Source organism: Curtobacterium sp. MCLR17_031, assembly GCF_003234775.2.
Lineage (GTDB): Bacteria > Actinomycetota > Actinomycetes > Actinomycetales > Microbacteriaceae > Curtobacterium > Curtobacterium flaccumfaciens.
The window spans coordinates 3733638-3751281 of sequence record NZ_CP126270.1 but is presented as its reverse complement, the minus strand read 5'-3'; the positions used below and the strand labels follow the sequence as shown (position 1 = coordinate 3751281).

At 68.1% G+C, this 17644-nt stretch carries 22 protein-coding genes; 15 read left to right on the top strand and 7 right to left on the bottom strand.

Translation table 11 applies throughout. The annotated features are described in order from the left end of the window. Positions 1-35: 35 nt before the first annotated feature. The 9 genes from cmtR (at position 36) to DEI96_RS17815 (ending at position 6594) form a co-directional block, all read left to right on the top strand. Positions 36-389, top strand: a complete 354-nt coding sequence (gene cmtR / locus DEI96_RS17855) for a Cd(II)/Pb(II)-sensing metalloregulatory transcriptional regulator CmtR (protein WP_111022518.1) — start codon at positions 36-38, stop codon at positions 387-389. After that, the gene (locus DEI96_RS17850; protein ID WP_111022519.1) at positions 386-1072 is read left to right on the top strand and encodes a cation diffusion facilitator family transporter; all 687 of its coding nucleotides are present in this window, start codon (positions 386-388) and stop codon (positions 1070-1072) included. Before cmtR ends, DEI96_RS17850 begins: the two co-directional genes overlap by 4 nt. 25 nt (positions 1073-1097) lie before the next feature. Continuing rightward, positions 1098-2009, top strand: a complete 912-nt coding sequence (locus DEI96_RS17845) for a cation diffusion facilitator family transporter (RefSeq protein WP_111022520.1) — start codon at positions 1098-1100, stop codon at positions 2007-2009. A 63-nt stretch (positions 2010-2072) separates the two neighbouring features. Next, positions 2073-2486 carry a hypothetical protein gene (locus DEI96_RS17840; protein WP_146246854.1) on the top strand — a complete coding sequence of 138 codons (414 nt, stop codon included), beginning with the start codon at positions 2073-2075 and terminating at the stop codon, positions 2484-2486. 253 nt (positions 2487-2739) lie between these two features. Further along, positions 2740-3414, top strand: coding sequence for a M23 family metallopeptidase (locus DEI96_RS17835; protein ID WP_284183620.1), 675 nt, complete (start codon positions 2740-2742; stop codon positions 3412-3414). Positions 3415-3428: 14 nt separating this feature from the next. Next, the gene (locus DEI96_RS17830) at positions 3429-4031 is read left to right on the top strand and encodes a copper resistance CopC family protein (protein ID WP_181440453.1); all 603 of its coding nucleotides are present in this window, start codon (positions 3429-3431) and stop codon (positions 4029-4031) included. Further along, complete coding sequence (locus DEI96_RS17825) at positions 4028-5251, top strand: M23 family metallopeptidase (protein WP_111022523.1); 1224 nt, start codon at positions 4028-4030, stop codon at positions 5249-5251. Before DEI96_RS17830 ends, DEI96_RS17825 begins: the two co-directional genes overlap by 4 nt. Before the next feature lie 18 nt (positions 5252-5269). Beyond that, positions 5270-5956, top strand: a complete 687-nt coding sequence (locus tag DEI96_RS17820; protein WP_111022524.1) for a DsbA family protein — start codon at positions 5270-5272, stop codon at positions 5954-5956. Next, entirely contained in the window at positions 5956-6594 is a 639-nt protein-coding gene (locus tag DEI96_RS17815) for a TlpA family protein disulfide reductase (RefSeq protein WP_111022525.1), read from the top strand. The genes DEI96_RS17820 and DEI96_RS17815 overlap by 1 nt, the downstream gene beginning before the upstream one ends. A gap of 108 nt (positions 6595-6702) precedes the next feature. Here DEI96_RS17815 and DEI96_RS17810 read toward each other — a convergent pair whose 3' ends face one another. From DEI96_RS17810 to DEI96_RS17800, 3 genes are all read right to left on the bottom strand, one after another. Beyond that, positions 6703-7398 (bottom strand): hypothetical protein, encoded by a 696-nt coding sequence (locus DEI96_RS17810; protein ID WP_146246857.1) that lies wholly within the window; start codon positions 7396-7398, stop codon positions 6703-6705. Between the two features lie 379 nt (positions 7399-7777). Beyond that, positions 7778-8380, bottom strand: a complete 603-nt coding sequence (locus DEI96_RS17805) for a DUF305 domain-containing protein (RefSeq protein WP_111022527.1) — start codon at positions 8378-8380, stop codon at positions 7778-7780. Positions 8381-8492: 112 nt separating this feature from the next. Then, positions 8493-8957 (bottom strand): hypothetical protein, encoded by a 465-nt coding sequence (locus DEI96_RS17800; protein ID WP_111022528.1) that lies wholly within the window; start codon positions 8955-8957, stop codon positions 8493-8495. 197 nt (positions 8958-9154) lie between these two features. On the opposite strand from DEI96_RS17800, the gene DEI96_RS17795 reads away from it, so the two are divergent. After that, positions 9155-9640: a DUF4396 domain-containing protein gene (locus tag DEI96_RS17795; RefSeq protein WP_181440454.1), complete on the top strand. Its 486-nt coding sequence runs from the start codon at positions 9155-9157 to the stop codon at positions 9638-9640. Positions 9641-9667: 27 nt separating this feature from the next. On the opposite strand, the gene DEI96_RS17790 is transcribed toward DEI96_RS17795, so the two are convergent. Beyond that, on the bottom strand, positions 9668-10021 hold the full coding sequence (locus DEI96_RS17790) for an ArsR/SmtB family transcription factor (protein ID WP_111022529.1): 354 nt from the start codon (positions 10019-10021) through the stop codon (positions 9668-9670). A gap of 116 nt (positions 10022-10137) precedes the next feature. On the opposite strand from DEI96_RS17790, the gene DEI96_RS17785 reads away from it, so the two are divergent. The 5 genes from DEI96_RS17785 to DEI96_RS17765 are packed head-to-tail and all read left to right on the top strand — an operon-like array spanning position 10138 to position 15193. Further along, positions 10138-11526, top strand: a complete 1389-nt coding sequence (locus DEI96_RS17785) for an FAD-dependent oxidoreductase (protein WP_111022530.1) — start codon at positions 10138-10140, stop codon at positions 11524-11526. Positions 11527-11531: 5 nt separating this feature from the next. Next, positions 11532-12929 (top strand): arsenic transporter, encoded by a 1398-nt coding sequence (locus DEI96_RS17780; protein WP_111022568.1) that lies wholly within the window; start codon positions 11532-11534, stop codon positions 12927-12929. A 19-nt stretch (positions 12930-12948) separates the two neighbouring features. Next, positions 12949-13365 carry an arsenate reductase ArsC gene (locus DEI96_RS17775; RefSeq protein WP_111022531.1) on the top strand — a complete coding sequence of 139 codons (417 nt, stop codon included), beginning with the start codon at positions 12949-12951 and terminating at the stop codon, positions 13363-13365. A gap of 20 nt (positions 13366-13385) precedes the next feature. Next, positions 13386-14783 (top strand): NAD(P)-binding domain-containing protein, encoded by a 1398-nt coding sequence (locus DEI96_RS17770; RefSeq protein WP_220039107.1) that lies wholly within the window; start codon positions 13386-13388, stop codon positions 14781-14783. 14 nt (positions 14784-14797) lie between these two features. Then, positions 14798-15193 (top strand): arsenate-mycothiol transferase ArsC, encoded by a 396-nt coding sequence (locus DEI96_RS17765; RefSeq protein ID WP_111022532.1) that lies wholly within the window; start codon positions 14798-14800, stop codon positions 15191-15193. 210 nt (positions 15194-15403) lie between these two features. Here DEI96_RS17765 and DEI96_RS17760 read toward each other — a convergent pair whose 3' ends face one another. The 3 genes from DEI96_RS17760 to DEI96_RS17750 are packed head-to-tail and all read right to left on the bottom strand — an operon-like array spanning position 15404 to position 17635. After that, positions 15404-15844, bottom strand: coding sequence for a hypothetical protein (locus DEI96_RS17760; RefSeq protein ID WP_131845091.1), 441 nt, complete (start codon positions 15842-15844; stop codon positions 15404-15406). Further along, positions 15841-16719: a type II toxin-antitoxin system prevent-host-death family antitoxin gene (locus DEI96_RS17755; protein WP_111022533.1), complete on the bottom strand. Its 879-nt coding sequence runs from the start codon at positions 16717-16719 to the stop codon at positions 15841-15843. The genes DEI96_RS17760 and DEI96_RS17755 overlap by 4 nt, the downstream gene beginning before the upstream one ends. Continuing rightward, the gene (locus DEI96_RS17750) at positions 16712-17635 is read right to left on the bottom strand and encodes a metallophosphoesterase family protein (RefSeq protein ID WP_165901310.1); all 924 of its coding nucleotides are present in this window, start codon (positions 17633-17635) and stop codon (positions 16712-16714) included. Before DEI96_RS17750 ends, DEI96_RS17755 begins: the two co-directional genes overlap by 8 nt. Between the last annotated feature and the right edge of the window lie 9 nt (positions 17636-17644).

The following is a 17644-nucleotide window of genomic DNA, read 5'->3' as shown; positions in this document are numbered from 1 at the left end:
CCTCAACAGGTCAGTGCCTGCTGTATTGTCATTGCATGCTGACCAGTGCTTCGCGCATCGACGTCATGAACCGCTTCGGCCGGGCGATGACCGATCGAACTCGATCCCGCATCCTGCTCGAACTCCTCAGTGGCCCCGGATACCCGGGACGCCTCGCAGAAACGCTCGGCCTGACGCGGTCGAACGTGTCGAATCATCTGACGTGTCTGCGTGGGTGCGGAATCGTCGTCGCGGTCCCGGAGGGGCGCTCGACCCGCTACGAGATCGCTGACCCGAACATCGGGGCGGCACTACACGCCCTGCTCGACGTCGTCCTCGCCGTCGATGACGGTGCCGACTGTGTTGAAGACGACTGCGAAGTCGAGATGAGCTGCGAGGTCTCCGCATGACCGCCACGAACGCCGTCGGGACGCTGCAGCCGGACCGGAAGCGGATCCTGCAGCGGCGCATCCGGTGGATCGTCGCTGCGACGATCACCTACAACGTCATCGAAGCGATCATCGCGATCGCCGCCGGCACCGTTTCCTCGTCGACCGCGCTGATCGGCTTCGGTCTCGATTCGATCGTCGAGGTGCTCTCCGCCGCAGCCGTCGCGTGGCAGTTCGCTGGCCCAGATCCGGAGGCACGAGAACGGGTCGCACTGAAGGTGATCGCGGTGTCCTTCTTCGGACTCGCGCTCTACGTCAGCATCGACGCGATCCTGAGTTTGACCGGTGTCCGCTCCCCAGAGCACTCCACCGTCGGCATCATCCTGACCGCAGTCTCGCTACTGGTGATGCCCGGGCTGAGCCTGTTCGAGCGCCGCACCGGCAAGGAGCTCGGGTCCGCGTCCGCCGTCGCGGACTCGAAGCAGACGCTGATCTGCTCCTACCTCTCCGCCGCAGTCCTGATCGGACTGCTGCTCAACACCCTCTTCGGGTGGGCGTGGGCAGACGCAGTCGCCGGACTTGTGATCGTCGTCTTCGCGGTCCGCGAGGGCCTCGAAGCGTGGCGCGGCGAAGCGTGCGCCGTTCCTGCTTCAGTGCTCACCGGGGAACGCGAACATCACGACGACCACGACCACTGCTGCTGACATCGCCTGACCGACGGAGAATCGGATGACGCACGACCACGCTCACGGCAGCACCGTCAACCGGAAACGGCTTGCGATCGCGTTCGCGATCACCAGCACCGTCCTCGTCGCCGAAGTGATCGGAGCGATTTGGACGGGGTCCTTGGCGCTGCTGGTCGACGCTGGCCACATGCTCACCGACGCCGGTGGGCTCGGCGTGGCACTGCTCGCGACGACCCTCGCGATGCGGCCCGCCACCTCCCGCCGCACCTGGGGATACGCGCGAGCGGAAGTCCTCGCCGCGACCGCGCAGGCCGCGGTCCTGCTCGCGGTGGGCCTGTTCGTCCTAGTCGAGGGCATCCAGCGTCTGGTCACACCGCCAGAGATCCCGTCCGCGGGACTGCTGATCTTCGGCGTGATCGGCCTCGCCGGGAACCTCGTGTCGATCCTCGTCCTCGCCTCCGGGCGCGGAGCAAACCTGAACCTGCGGGCCGCGTTCCTCGAGGTCGTCAACGACGCTCTCGGCTCGGTCGGCGTCATCATCGCCGCGATCGTCATCGCCATCACCGGCTGGGGCGGCGCCGACGCGATCGCCGCGATCCTCATCGGCGTGCTAATCCTGCCGCGCGCGTTCGTGCTGCTGCGGGACGCAGTCAACGTGCTGCTGGAAACCACACCCGCCGGTCTTGACCTCGACGACGTCCGCGCCCACCTCGAGGCGCTCGAACATGTTGAGGCGGTGCACGATCTGCACGCCTCTCAGATCGCGTCTGGGCTTCCCATCCTCACCGCCCACGTCACCATCACCCGTGACTGCTTCCGCGACGACCACGCTCCGGAGATCCTCGACCAGCTGCAGGCGTGTGTCGCGGAGCACTTCGACGTCAGCGTCGAGCACTCCACGTTCCAACTCGAACCCGCCATGCACCGGGACCACGAACACACCCCGCATGCCTGAACTGTGCGGCTTGACAGCATCAGTGACAATGGATGCGGCCGTATTGGTATGGCCGCCCCTCCCATGACGACACTTCGTGATCTCCCGCTCCGGCTGCTGCGCGCAGTCACCGCGGTCGTCGCTGCCGTCCTGCTGCTACTCGGCGCCGTCACCCTGCAGAACAACGCAGCTCACACTGACACCGCCGTCACGACCCTCACCGCAGCAGCGGCCAGCACCGCGAACGTCGGGCACGTGGAACCGCCGACGGTGCACATCGATGCCCACGACGGTGTCGGCGGCATTTTCTGCGCCTTACTTGGGCTCGTCGCGCTCGTCATCACGACGGTGATCACCATCGCCCTCGGGAGCCGCATCGGGCAGCGCCAGAGGCCGTTGTTCATGCTGTCCCGGGTCCTCGCCTGTGTGCGACCGCCGCGGACGTTTGAGCGGTGGTCTGCGGTATCGCTGACCGGGCTCGCCATCGCCCGCATCTGATCAGCCTTCCGGGCGACCCCGATCATCGGGGTCGTCAGCCGTGCCCTGCCCGCACTCGCCCCGGAATCGCTTGATCGGAACCGTGACCACCACCATCCACACCCCTTCCCTGCCCACTCACCTCACTCGCCGCGCTGCCCTCGACGCCGAACGCGCCGCAGCCCACGGCCTACGTCGACCCGCGCGCACCACCTCATCGAACCGCGCAGACCGAACCACAGCGGTAACCCGTCGCCGACGGGCGGCGCCTTCCGTGGTCGCATCGACCGGCGCTGCCGCTGTGATGGTGCTCTTCGCATCCGCGGCGCTCCCGGCGCACACCGCTGCAGCAGCCACGCCGGAGGCTGTGGTCGCACCGGCCCTGAACGGCCAGAGCCTCACCGTCGCAGCATCGGCGCTCGACCCGACCCTGCAGCGAGACGGCTTCACGGTCACCACCGGCGCCGCGGCGGCGGTGGCGCAGCAAGGCTCGGCGCCGGCTCCGGGGGCGTCGAAGCCAGGGGCGGTGCAGTGGCCGTTCCCCGGTAGCGCGCCGTTGAGCTCGGGCTTCGGCTACCGGCTGGCGCCGTGCGCCACCTGCTCAACGAACCACCAAGGGCTCGACCTCGTGCCCGGCGCCGGCACTCCAATCCAGGTCGTCGCCGATGGCGTCGTCCGGATCGCCGGCCGGCACTCGGAGTTCGGCCAGTACGCCGTCATCGACCACCGCGTCAACGGCCGGCTCATGTCGACCCTGTACGCACACATGGTCATCGGTTCCTCACCGCTGTCCGCCGGTCAGCCAGTCACCGCCGGGGATCTGGTGGGCCTGGTCGGTTCCTCCGGCCGCAGCACGGGCGCCCATCTGCACTTCGAGGTCCACGCCAACGGCACCACCCCAATCGACCCCGCTGCCTGGCTGCGCGCCAACGCCGCCGCGATGTCCTGACGAAAGGCTTTCCCGTGCGTCTGCGCGCTCTCGCCCTCACCATCCTCCCGATCGCTCTTGCCACGGCGCTGCTCGTACCTGCCGCCCCGGCTGCTGCGCACGACGCGCTCGCCTCGGCGACACCAGCCGTGAACGGCACCGTTTCCGGCGACCTCGACCAGGTCACCCTGACGTTCTCCGAAGCCCCACTCGCCGGTCTGGAATCGGGCCTGATCATTCAAGTCACCGGGCCCGATGGTGCTGAAACCTCCACCGGCACGGTCCGTGTGGATGGCAGCACCCTGACGAAACCCGTCGACCTCACCAAGCCCGGCACGTACACCCTCGGCTGGCGCAGCGTCTCCGTCGACGGTCACCCCATCTCCGGCACCTACCAGTTCACTTCCACCGGAGCACCCACCGCCCCAGCCAGCACCCCCACCGGCACGCCGACGGCATCAGCTGCCCCGGATCCGGCATCCGCCACGGAACCGTCCGCCACGCCTGCGGCCGCTGCAGACAGTGCGCGAGACACCGGGCCCGCGGTGTGGGTACTCGCCGGCCTGACCGCGGTGCTGATCCTCGCGATCATCGCCGTGCTGCTCATCACCCGACGCCGACCAAAGACCACCGAATGAGCCGCCGCAGCATCATTTCCGCGGTGACCGCCGCCGCCGCCATCGTGGGCGCTGTTCTTCCCGCACCCACTGCCGCCGCAGCACCGGCACCGACCTGGGCCGACGTGCTCGCAGCCCGCGGCGACGAAGCAGCCGCGACAGCCAAAGCCGCCGAACTGACCGCACTCATCGCCACACTCGAGGATGAGACCGCTACAGCAGCTGCAACTGCCAAAGCGCGCGGCAAGGAGCTACAGGAAGCCCAAGACGCTGCCGATGAGGCTGCCGGCCGCTACGACAAGCTCACCGAGCAGGCCGCCCGCGCCCGCGAAGACGCCGCCGGCGCAGAAGAGCAGATCGCGTCCTGGTCGGGCTACCTGTCCCGTTCCGCCGGACGTGACTTGTCCGTCAGTGTCGGGACCGACACCGGAAACCTCCTCGAACGGCTCGGCACCGCGGCGAAAGTCACCGACACGATGAACGCCGCCCTCGAGGACGCTGCCACCCGTGCCGGCACTGCGACCGCGCTCGGACGGCAAGCCGCCGCCGCACGAACGGCCCGCGACCGGCTCCGCGACGACGCTGCAGCGACCTTCAAAACGGCGACCACCGCTGCAGACGAGGCGGCGGCAGCGGAAGCGACGCAGCGCACCCGGAAGCGCGAGCTCAGTGACCAGCTCGCTGTCCTCCGTAACCGGACCCTCAGCACCGAGGCGGCGTACACGGAAGCGGAACGTCGACGCGCGGCGGCGGCACGGGCCGCGGCAGCGGCCACCGCCGCCCGTGCCGCGCAAGCACGCCCGCTGCCGGCCGCGAATCCGGGGGCAGTGTCGACGTCCGGGTGGACGATGCCGATCACCTCATACGGGTCGTACCAGTCGTACGGGAACCGCCTGCACCCCGTGCTCGGCTACTACCGCATGCACGCCGGCGACGACTTCGGCGCCCCGTGCGGCACCGGCCTCTACGCCGCATCCGCCGGAACCGTCACCTACGCCGGCCCCTACGGCGGCTACGGGAACCTCATCACCATCGACCACGGCAACGGCGTCACCAGCAACTACGCCCACATGTTCCCCGGAGGGATCCTCGTCCGCGCCGGCCAACGCGTCAGCGCCGGGCAGAACGTCGCCGCCGTCGGCAACGCCGGCCTCTCCACCGGCTGCCACCTCCATTTCGAGATCCGCCAAAACGGTGCCGCCATCTCGCCCATGCCGTTCCTCAACGCCCGCGGCGTCTGACCCCTAGGAGCCCCTCCCATGACCCGCAGTGCCCGTATCGGCATCACCTCCGGCATCATCGCCGGCGTCATCGTCCTCATCGTCGTGATCGCCGTCATCATCCGCGTCAGCACCCCCAGCACCGCCACCCCACCCGCCGGGGACACGACGACGTCACCGTCCGCACCACTCGTCCGCGACGACACCCACATCCTCGGAACGCCCGGCACCAGCGGCGTCACCGTCGTCGAGTTCCTGGACTTCGAATGCGAAGCGTGCGGCGCGTTCTACCCCTACGTCGAACAGCTCCGGAAGGACTACGCCGGCGAAGTGACCTTCGCGTTCCGCTACTTCCCCCTCCCCGGCCACGGCAACGCCCGCAACGCCGCCAACGCGATCGAAGCCGCCGCCCGGCAAGACCGGCTCGAACCCATGTACCAGCGCCTGTTCACCACACAAGCCGAGTGGGGTGAACGTGGAACCGACTCCCAAGCCGACCGCTTCCGCGAGTACGCCGCCGACCTCGGCCTCGACCTCGACCAGTACGACCGCGACGTCGCCAGCAAGAGCGTCCGCGACCGCATCCAACGAGATGTCACCGACGGCGCCACCCTCGGGGTCCAAAGCACCCCCTCGTTCTTCGTCGACGGCGAGCTCGTGCAACTCAGCACCTACGACGACCTCGAACAAGCCCTCACCACCGCGCTCGAGCGGCAGGACGGCTGATGGCGAACCGCATCGGACAGGCGCACCATCCCCGCTCGAACCGCTACCGGGGCACGCTGACCAGCGCAGCCGCCCTCCTCGTCGCGCTGGCCGTCACGGGCTGTTCGGACAGCAGCAACGACGGCCTCTCTGGACAGTACAGGTCCGGCACAACCCAGAACTACGTCTCCGGCGACGGTGCCGTCACTCAGGTACCGCCCGCCGGCCGGACCGACCCCATCAGCTTCGATGCGACCGCCAGCGACGGCACCCGCTTCAACTCCGACGCTCTCGCCGGCACCGTCGTCGTCATCAACTTCTGGTACGCCAGCTGCCCGCCATGCCGCGCCGAAGCGAAGCACCTCAACGCCGTCAACGAACGCTTCCAAGACCAAGACGTGCAGTTCATCGGCGTCAACGTCCGCGACCAGCGCTCCACCGCGGAAGCCTTCGAACGGCGCTTCAAAGTCAGCTATCCGTCCATCATCGATGCGAACGAGGGCCGGATGCAGCTCGCGCTCTCCGGACAGGTGGCACCCAACGCCGTTCCCACCACCATCGTCCTCGACACAAAGGGCCGCGTCGCCGCCCGTGTACTCGGAGCGATCGACGGTGTTGGAACGCTCTCTGCGCTCGTCCGCGACGAACTTCGTGACTGACCTCCGCTTCGACGGCAACGAGCCGAACAACTGGGCTCACACTGACGGACGTTTGCGACGAACTCCTCCCGTCTTGGTAGCCGACCGCCTACCAAGACGGGAGGGGCCTTACTCTGCAGCAGCCCAGTCGAAGGGGGCCGGCGCAGTTGGAGTCGTTCCGTTAGTGGTTATGACGATCGCGATGTCGTCCCGGTCCTCGAGTCGGAGCTTCGGAAGCGGGGTCGACGTCTGCTCATTATTCACGAACACTCTAACCACGGTGCCGTCCCGTCCGTTGGCGTAGCCACCCACCTGACGGTCCTTGAGCGCAACGCCCCATTCGGTGAAGAGCTGCCCGAGGACGAAGGGCGCAGCCTTTGCTGATTCCACGTGGATGATGCCCGCGGTGTCATGCGTGTGGAGCGCAGACATCCCTCCGCTTTGCGTGTCAACGCCGATGTTTGCTGGCACGGTCACGGGCACACCGTCGATGGTGATGGAGAGATGCTGGTGCGTGTGGAGTGCTGTGCCTTCCATGCCAGCCACCTCCAACCCGGCGGCACGTGCTCGAGCAGACGGATCTGTTGGCGCAGCCCACGGTGGTGCGGTCGTGACCTCCTTCCCTGTCACCTGGTTTGCGCGCGGCGCATCAGCGTTCTTCTGCCCGGCGATGGCGAACCCGCCGATCGTTGCGCCGACGGCAAGCGTCACAGTGATGGCCGCGCCGAGCAGCACCCGCCGACGGCGCTGATCTCTTCGCTGGTTTGCGGCGCGATCCGCTGCCTTCTGCCGCGCGCTCTCGCGGTGCTCGCTCTTGGATGCCATCAGCTGGCCGTCCGCTCGTCAGCCTCGGGGCGGCGTGTCATTGAGTCGGTCACGTTCGATTCCATTCTCATTGGTGATTTGCTCTGTTTTCGTAGTCGCCGCGTGGCGCAAGGACTGGCAGGCGGTCAGGAGGAAACCCGGCGTCTGATGGGTCGACGGGGTTGCTGCCGCCGGGCATGACTTGGCGGTGCAGGAGTGCTCGGCCGAAGCCGACTGGGTCGACGGCGAAGGTCCGCCCGGACGGGGTGAGCGTCTGGGGTCGGTGCGGGGCATGCACATTCTCCACAAAGGGGCTCGATCGCAGTCGAGTGAGAGAAGAAGGTGGGATCGGTCGCGGGCCGCGGCAGTGAGGGAGGCACCGCCGCGACCCGCGCCGGCCTCACATCGACGCGAGTATGTCCTTCATCTGGGTGATCTGCTCGGTCTGGCTCGACACGATCGACTTCGCCAGAGCGACCGCACCGGTGTTTTTGCCCTTGTCGATTTCGGCTCCCGCCATGTCGACAGCGCTGGTGTGGTGCTCGACCATCTGCTCGAGGTAGAGCTTTCCCGCGACCGCAGCGGACGCCCTGTCGAGGGCGTCCATGTCGGAATCGGACATCATGCCGCCCGACGTCGCGGAGTGATCCATCCCGGACATGGTCGAGGTATCGGTGGGTTCACCCCAGGTCTTCAGCCAGCCGGTCATGGTCTTGATCTCCGGCGTCTGCTCGGCCTTGATCTGCTTGGCGAGGGTGACGACGTCGGCGTCAACGTCGGAGCCCTTGTCCAGGAGCATGTCGCTCATCTCGATCGCCTGCTGGTGGTGCGCGCGCATCTCCTGCGTGAACATCACGTCCTGGTCGTTGCGCTTCGACGCCGTCGATGTCGACGACGAGGACGAGTTGTCGGAAGATCCGGTGCTGTTGGTCGAGCAGCCGGCGAGGGTGAGGCCGATGGTGAGTGCGGAGGCGACCACGAGGGCACGCGTGGTGGTGTGCATGAGAGGTTTCCGTTCCCGTGGATGCGTCAGGTGATCCGGGCAGGCGTGTGCCTACCCGGGGTTTCCGGGCATGCGGGAACCTCCCGAGGTGGGTGGATCCCGCGGGAAGGAATCAGATGCGAATGACCTGCAACGCCGTCAATGACGGCGGTTTCGCTGTCGCGACGCGGCGCGCCACCCGGTCAACCAGCGCGAGTAGCCGCGCCAAGACGTAGAGGACCCCGCCGTTCCGGGCGCGCAGCAGCGCCCACGCGAACAGGGCGATTGTCAGCGCGCACGCCATCCCCATCAGCGAACACATCAGCGCACACAGCCCGCCGTCACACCCGGCGTCGCTCAACCCCGTCATCACGGTGCCTACCGGTGCAGCGGCGTGCTCAGCGTGGCTGGTGGGAGCGCTGTGGCCGTGCTCCGCACTCATGGCGCTCGACGCCGTGGTCATCGCGTGCTCGGAGCCAATGGTGTGGCCGAGCATGCTGTGCATCAGCACCGTGAAGCCGATCAACAGCAGCAACGCCAACGTCGCCGTGACCTGCAGCAGCAGGCGACGACGCGGAGCATTGGCGGTGAGGAGCATGCGGCTTTCGTGAGTCCGACGGGTCAGGGGTGCGGAATCCATGGTGCGGCAACTGCTCAAGCGGAAGCAACCGGCGGAGCGGATTCACGGCCACACGGATCAGCTTGGGAACACATCACAGGGATCGGCGTTAGACGTCTAGGGTACCCCCTGGGGGTACCAGAACGAGACGTTGACAGCGACTGACGAGGAGCACCATGGACGCGCACGAGGACCACAAGATGGCCAAACAAGAGGGCAGTCACGGGGCGACGACCTGGTCGATGGCTGCGCAAGCGACGCTGCACTGCCTCACCGGGTGCGCGATCGGCGAAGTGCTCGGCATGGTCATCGGCACCGCCACCGGCCTGCACAACACCGGGACGATCATCCTGTCGATCGTGCTCGCGTTCATCTTCGGCTACGCCCTCACAATGCGCGGCGTCATCCGATCCGGACTGACGTTCTCCGCCGCGTTCAAAGTCGCTCTCGCCGCCGACACCGTGTCGATCGCCGTCATGGAGATCATCGACAACACAGTCATCGTCGCTGTCCCCGGCGCCATGGACGCGCAGCTAAGCGACTGGCTGTTCTGGAGCTCCCTCGCGTTCTCGCTCCTGGTTGCATTCATCGTCACCACCCCCGTCAATCGATGGATGATCAGCCGCGGGCGCGGTCACGCCGCCGTTCACGGCCACCACTGAGGAGATCCGCGGCTACGCGGGTTCGGCCTACTTTGCCGGCACGGTGATGAGGCCGGCGAGTGTGTCGAGGGCGCCGGGGACGAGGGAGAAGTACGCCCAGGTGCCACGCTTCTCACGGTGCAGGATCCCGGCGTCGACGAGGACCTTGAGGTGGTGCGACACCGTTGGCTGTGACAGGCCGAGGGGCTCCTGCAGGTCGCACACGCATGCCTCGGCGCCGTCGTGCGCGGCGACCATCGAGATCAGCCGGAGCCGTGCCGGGTCGGCGATCGCCTTCAGTGACTTCGCGAGGACCTCGGCGGACGCTTGGTCCATCGCTTCGGTGGTGACGGGCGAGCAGCACGCGGTGACGTCCTGAATGGGAAGCAGCTCGATCGTCATGGGCTCATCCTCCCACGGACTTCGACGGGCGTCTATATTTGCGTTCATCGATATCGACGTGCTTCGATGTACGGGCCGGCTCTCGGCTCCCGCTCGATCCGTGAAGGACCAGCCTGATGACTCACCTCCTCGCCGTCGGCGGCAGCGACGCCGGCATCGCCGCAGCACTCCGCGCCCGCGAACTCGACCCGACCACCGATGTGACGGTGGTGCTCGCGGACGAGTTCCCGAACTTCTCCATCTGCGGCATCCCGTACTGGGTGTCCGGCGACGTCGCCACGGAAGCGTCGCTCGCGCACCGCACCCGCGCCGACCTCGAAGCCGCCGGCATGACCGTCCGCTCCTCCACGTGGGCCTCCGCGGTCGACGTCGACCGCCGCCGCCTCACCGTCACGGGCCCCGCTGGGGACGAGGAGATCTCCTACGACGAGTTGCTGATCGGCACCGGCGCTGAGCCGGTGCGCCCGGCAGGGGTCCCGTTCGGGGAGCCTGGCATCCACCTGCTGCACTCGATGACGGATGCCGAGCAGGTCGTCGCCGCCCTCGAGCTGCTGCCCGCGGGGAGCCGGGTGGCGGTCGTCGGTGCCGGCTACATCGGCCTCGAGATGACCGAAGGGCTCGTCGCGCGCGGGTTCGACACGACGCTGATCCAGCGCGGCCCGGAAGTGCTCTCCACCCTCGACCCGGAACTCGGGTCTCTCGTCACGGCCGAGGTCCGCCGCCACGGCGCGACGGTCCTGACCGGCTCCACCGTCACGGGCATCACCCCGGCAGGCGGTGGGCAGTGGCGCGTCGCCACCAGCTCCACGTCCGGTGACGCGGAGGGCACGTTCGCGCTCGTCGTGGTCTGCGTCGGCGTCCGCCCGGTCACGGACCTCGCCGTCGCCGCCGGCGCACAGCCGGGCCAGGCCGGCGCGATCGTCGTCGACGCGTCCATGCGGACCGGGGTGCCGCACATGTGGGCTGCCGGTGACTGCGTCGTGACGCACCACCGCCTCCTCGGCACAACGTGGTTGCCGCTCGGGACGACGGCACACAAGCAGGGCCGGGTCGCCGGGGAGAACATGCTCGGCGGCTCGAAGACGTTCGCCGGTTCGGTGGGGACGCAGGTGGTGAAGGTGTTCGACCTCGTCGCCGCCCGCACCGGCCTCCGCCAGCACGAGACCGGCTCACTGGACGTGTCTCCGCTGACGCGGGTGACGGTGGCGGATGACCACAAGCGGTACTACCCGGGTGCCGTCCCGCTGACGATCAGCGTCACCGGCGACCAGACCACCGGTCGGCTCCTCGGTGCCCAGATTGTTGGCGAGCGGACTGCGGAGATCAGCAAGCGCATCGACACGTTCGCCACCGCCCTCCACGCGGAGCTCACGGTGGATGACGTGATCGATCTCGACCTCTCCTACACGCCGCCGCTCGGGTCTCCGTGGGACGCCGTGCAGGTCGCTGCGCAGGGCTGGGAACGCGCCGCCGCCGCAGCGACCCAGGCCGGGGTGAGCGCCTGATGGTGATGGCTGTGGTCGCTGCGGCGATCTTCGTCGCGACGCTCGTGGTGGTGATCTGGCAGCCCAAGGGCTTCCCGATCGGCTACACCGCGCTCATCGGCGCCGGCATCGCCCTCGCCACCACGGTCGTCGGCCTCTCCGACGTCCCGACCGTGGTCGGGATCGTGTGGAACGCGACCCTGACCTTCGTCGCGGTGGTGCTGATCTCGTTGATCCTCGACGAGGCCGGGTTCTTCGAGTGGGCAGCCCTCCACGTCGCCCGATGGGGCCGCGGCAACGGACGGCTGCTGTTCGTCCTCATCGTCGGCCTCGGCGCCGTCATCGCCGCGGTGTTCGCCAACGACGGGGCCGCGCTGATCCTCACCCCGATCGTCGTCGGCATGCTCCGGGCCTTGAACATGCCGCAGAAGGCGGCGCTCGGGTTCATCCTCGCCACCGGGTTCATCGCCGACACCGGCAGCCTGCCGCTGGTGGTGTCGAACCTTGTCAACATCGTCTCCGCCGACTACTTCCACCTCGGCTTCGCCGAGTACGCCGCCGTCATGATCCCCGTCGGCATCGTCTCCGTCCTCGCCTCCCTCGGCATGCTGCTGCTCTACTTCGGCAGGAGCATCCCGAAGCGGTACGACGTCCTCGCCCTCACCAGCCCCGCCGCCGCCATCAGGGACCGGGCGACGTTCCGTGCCGGCTGGGTCGTCCTCGCGCTGCTACTCGTCGGCTACTTCGCCGCCGACCCGCTCGGCATCCCGCTCGCGGCCGTCGCTGGCGTCGGGGCGGTCGTGATCGTGCTCGTTGCCGCCCGGCAGCCCGCGTTCCTCTTCGCCCGCGCCCAGGCCGCACCGGTCCTGGTCACCACCGGCGGCACCGCCACCGTCCGTGCCGCCGGTGGCGGTGCAGAGGCGCCGTCGGGGCGGGTGATTCCGGTGTGGAAGACGATCCGGGAGGCGCCGTGGCAGATCGTGCTGTTCTCCATCGGCATGTACCTCGTCGTCTACGGCCTGCAGAACCAGGGCCTCACCGATCACCTCGCGAAGCTGTTCGACGTGTTCGGTGACCACGGGGTCCTCGTCACGGCGCTCGGCGTCGGGTTCACCATCGCGATCCTCGCGTCCCTGATGAACAACATGCCCACCGTCCTCATCGCCGCCCTCGCCATCGGCGGCGCCGGCGCGACCGGGCTCACGCACGAGGTGATGGTCTACGCCAACGTCATCGGCTCCGACCTCGGCCCGAAGATCACCCCCATCGGCTCCCTCGCAACGCTGCTGTGGTTGCACGTGCTGGAGAAGAAGGGCATCCACATCGGGTGGGGGCAGTACTTCCGCACCGGCATCGTCCTCACCATCCCCGTCCTCGCCATCACCCTCGCCGCCCTCGCCGGCTGGCTCACCCTCGTCCACTGAACCCGGAAAGACACACACCATGAGCGACAAGCCCACGATCCTGTTCGTCTGCGTCCACAACGCCGGACGCTCCCAGATGGCCGCCGGCTACGCCCACGCCCTCGGCGGCGACCGCGTCGAGGTCCTCTCCGCCGGCTCCGAGCCGAAGGACCAGATCAACCCGATCGCGATCCAGGCGATGGCCGAAGACGGCATCGACATCGCCGGCAACCAGCCGAAGATCCTCACCACCGACGCCGTCCGCGACTCCGACGCCGTCATCACCATGGGCTGCGGCGACGCCTGCCCGATCTTCCCCGGCAAGCGCTACGAGGACTGGGACCTCACCGACCCCGCCGGCCGCGGCATCGAGGACGTCCGCCCCATCCGCGACGACATCAAGCACCGCGTCCAGACGCTCCTCGCCGAGCTGCTGCCCACCAACGCAACCGCGTAACGACCAGGAAGCCGCAGATCATGACGCTCACCCTCACCGTCCCACCCCGGACCGACGCGGACCGCCTCACCGGGCTCCCCGTTGCCGTCATCGGTGCCGGCCCCGTCGGCCTCGCCGCCGCTGCGCACCTCCTCGAGCAGGGGCTCGACGTCGTCGTCTACGAAGCTGGCCCGACGGTTGGGACGAGCGTTCGCGCGTGGGGACATACGCGGCTGTTCTCCCCGTGGCAGTACGTCATCGACCCTGCCGCGCGGCGTCTCCTGGAAGGCACCGGCTGGGAAGCACCGCGGGCGTCATCCCTGCCCACTGGCCACGACCTCGTCGACACGTACCTGGCACCCCTGGCAGCGACCCCGCAGCTCGCACCGGTGATCCAGTACGGCATCCGCGTGGAGGCGGTGTCACGGCAGGGCATGGATCGCACCCGCTCCACCGGCCGCGCCGACACTCCGTTCCTGCTCCGCCTCCACACCGCCGACGGTGCGCACGACGTCACTGCCCGTGCGGTCGTCGACACGTCCGGCACCTACACGTCCCCGAACCCTCTCACTGCCGCTGGGCTCGCACCCGCCGCGGATCTCGGCGACAGGGTCGTCCACGCACTGCCTGACGTCCTCGGTGCCGACCGTGCCCGGTTCGCGGGGAAGCGGGTCCTCGTCGTCGGTGCCGGCCACTCCGCGGCGAACACCCTCATCAAGCTCGCCAGCCTCGCCAAGACCGCGCCGGGTACCGACGTGCTGTGGGCTGTCCGGAACGCCGGCACCGCCCGGCTCGGCGCGGACGCAGCCGATGGGCTGGCCGCCCGCGGGCAGCTCGGTTCCACCGTCCACGGGCTTGTCGAGTCCGGTCAGGTGCGGCAGATCGCGTCGTTCGAGATCGACGATGTCCGACCCGACGGCGACCAGGTCACCGTCACCGGCCGACGTGCCGGAGAGCCCTTCGCGGTGACCGTTGATGTCATCGTGAACGCGACCGGGTTCCGGCCCGACCTCGACATGCTTCGCGAGATCCGGCTCGGCCTTGACGACATCGTCGAAGCGCCCCGAGCCCTCGCACCGCTGATCGACCCGAACCTGCACTCCTGCGGCTCCGTTGCCCCGCACGGTGTCGCCGAGTTGGCGCACCCGGAGCCGAACTTCTTCATTGCCGGCATGAAGTCCTACGGCCGCGCGCCCACGTTCCTGCTCCTGACCGGCTACGAGCAGGTCCGCTCCATCGCCGCCGAACTCGCCGGCGACCACACCGCCGCGCGCCTGGTCGAACTCGTCCTCCCCGAAACCGGCGTCTGCTCCACCGACATCGGCGGCAGCTCCTGCTGCACCACCCCAGCCGCCACCGCCACTCCCGACGTTGAGGACGCGACCTGCTGCACTCCGCCTGATTCGGCTGCCGGCAACACCTCGTGCTGCACCAACTGACCGGACCTGCATCCATGACCACGAAGCCGACCGTCCTATTCATCTGCAAGCACAACGCCGGCCGCTCACAACTCGGCGCCGCCCTCCTCGAACTCGCCGCCCCCGACCGATACACCGCCACCTCCGCCGGCATCAGCCCCGCCGAGGAGGTGAACCCCTCGATCGCCGCGACCGTCGGCGAACTGGGCCTCGACATCACCGGACGCATGCCCCGGCGACTGACGGCTGGCCTGCTCGAGCACGCGGACATCGTCGTCCTCATGAAGCCCGGCCTCGATCTCCCCGCCGAACCACGCGGCACGGTCCTGGAGTGGTCGTTCCCCGACCCCACCTCCTGGTCACCAGGAGACGTGCGCCCGATGCGGGACGCCGTCGCCGCACGCATCGAGCGAGAGCTCCTGCAGCCCTAGCGACCGGACTACCCGACACGAAGCGAAGTTAGAAGCACGGCACAGAGCGAAGCTGCTCACAGCTCTGCTAGATGCGGGACTGACGGTAGAACCAGACCTCTCGTCTGAGCCGGAGAGGACCCGTGGATCACCGCCTACCGGGACGATCATGTCCACGCCGGGTCGTTTAGCGGACGCAGCGCACGCAGGCTGCAGCGGCCGATGTCCCGGTCACCACGCATCATCCTGGTCTGAGGACGCTTGCGCGCGCAGACTGAGTCCGAGCTTGCGGGGATATGTAAATACGAATGGTGACATGGGGAGCCGCGTCTCGACCTGCAATGTGCCGGGACCGACCGAGGTCGGTTGAACCGTCTCGAGGCTTCTTGGGTAGACGTCTGCGCCGGAGAATACGTCAGTCAGTTCCGCGTTGACGTCCACTTCGATTCTTGCTCCGAGCAGTTGGGTCGCGCGTAGGGGTGTGCAACTGAAGGTGACACGAACGACGGTCGTGGGGAGGCCCATCGTTGGAAGCCACACCGGCTCTGGCGCGAGGGCGACTTCAGTCACGGCGGCTCCGTTGAGGGGCTCGTTGACGGTGACGGGAAAGACCGCATCGTTGAAGGTCGTGTGGGCGAGAAGCAGCGGCTGCCCATCAGGTGCGTCGGTCACGTGTGCTTTCGTCCTTCGAGGAGTGCGATTACCGGGGCCACGCTCCGTCCTGAGCGGAGCCAGTCGCGTGGCGTTTGAGCGCGGTTGTCTGCCAAGAGGTGATCGGACGGCGTCGTCATGAACGTTTGGAGCATGGCTACTGCAGCCGGACCGCCGGCCGCGGCGACGATGACGTTCAGCCACGGCAAGACTGCCGGGCCGTGGAACTGCCAGCGAGGAAAGTGCGCTCGTCCCCCAATCGTGAAGGCGTACAAGCGGCCGACGTGGGCCGCTTGTCGGACCGCGTCCACGGGCTGCCGCAGCAGCCGGCTGGTCGCCTCTTCGCTGAGCGAGCGCGCGATCAACGCCGCCATCGTCTCGTCGTGAGCACGATCGAGTGCGCCGTCGGCGACGGCCTGGTGAGCACGCGCAAGCTCCGAATCGGCCTCCAGGCCGTCAAATCCGGGCTGTGCGGCGCGTTCGTCGCCTTGTCCTTCACCACGATGCGACGTGCGTCGGGGCAAGCGTGTACGACGGTCAGGAATCGCGAGCTGGCCGTCAAGTCCTGCGAGTCGCGCGACGGGCCGCCCATGCAGCACGATGATGATCTCCTCACCGTGGCGTGCCCGCCTGAGCAGACGCGCGAATCGATCTTGGAGCTGCCGTTCCGAGACAAAGGTGAGCCAGCGGCTCGTGACCTTGCGCCGCCAATGCCTGTTTGCAATATCAGCGGCGACGACCTTCTCCGCCGCGACCACCGCCGACGAGAGGAGGAACTGCTCGGGCGTCACGTCGAGCTTCCGTGCGACAGCACGAACAAGGTTCGCGTCCGAGCGGGACGCCACGACCACGCCGAGACGGTGCTCGCCGCGGTCGGCCGCCCCCGGCTCAGACATCGAAATCCATGTCGGAGTAACCGGAGTGGTCGGGCATCAGCGTGAACTCCAGGGTTCGAAGATCGAGAAGGCCACCGCCGCCGTAGCGGACGTAGTTGGGCGCGAGACTGATCACACGCTGCGTATCGGACAGGCGGCCGTAGCCGTACACGTGCATGTGTCCATGGAAGACGCGCTTGGCTTGGACGGAACGAGCGAGCCAGGTGGTCCAGGATCGGGACCAGCGAGACTGCTCCATCTCAAAGGCCTCGGTGCCCGTGGGCGCTGGGCTCGCGATAGCGTCCTCAACGCTCGGGACACCCGCGTCCACCGCTTCGTGAGTGAACAGGACGTCGACCGGCGGGCCGGCCGCGGCAGCACGGTATTCATCCTCGGATGGAAGCTCCGACGGGTGCCAATCAGGGCGGAACGTCGAACGGGCCACCGACGCCGCTCCCCCGAAGCTCATGCATCGGACTTCGGCCAGGCCGAACCGAAACCCTCGAGGCATCGTCCACACACGTTCACCCAGGCGGAATGGCCTCTCCGGGTGCGCTGAGAACTCCTGAGCCAGCCGTTGCGGCCAGTCATGGTTGCCGGGAACGAGGAGGAAGCGATCGACGCCCGTCGCCCGGCACATCGCGTCCACCTCTGCAACTAGTTCAGCTCCCCGGCGCCAGACCTTCTTGCCCACGCGCGTCGGACTGGAATAGCGCAGGTCGCCGAGCTGCACGATCGTTCGAACATCGGGTGAGACGTCGGCGATCTGCCGGAAGCGGCGTCGCAACGCCCAGATGTGGCTCTCGACGTCACCGAGCAACGCGATCCGACGATCGGAGAGATCCGACCATTGCGATCCCGGTTGCCCGTCAGGCGTTGGCCAGACATCGCGCTCGGCCGATGTGAGCGAGATCACCGAGCGGCCACGGAGCGTCATCTCGCGTCC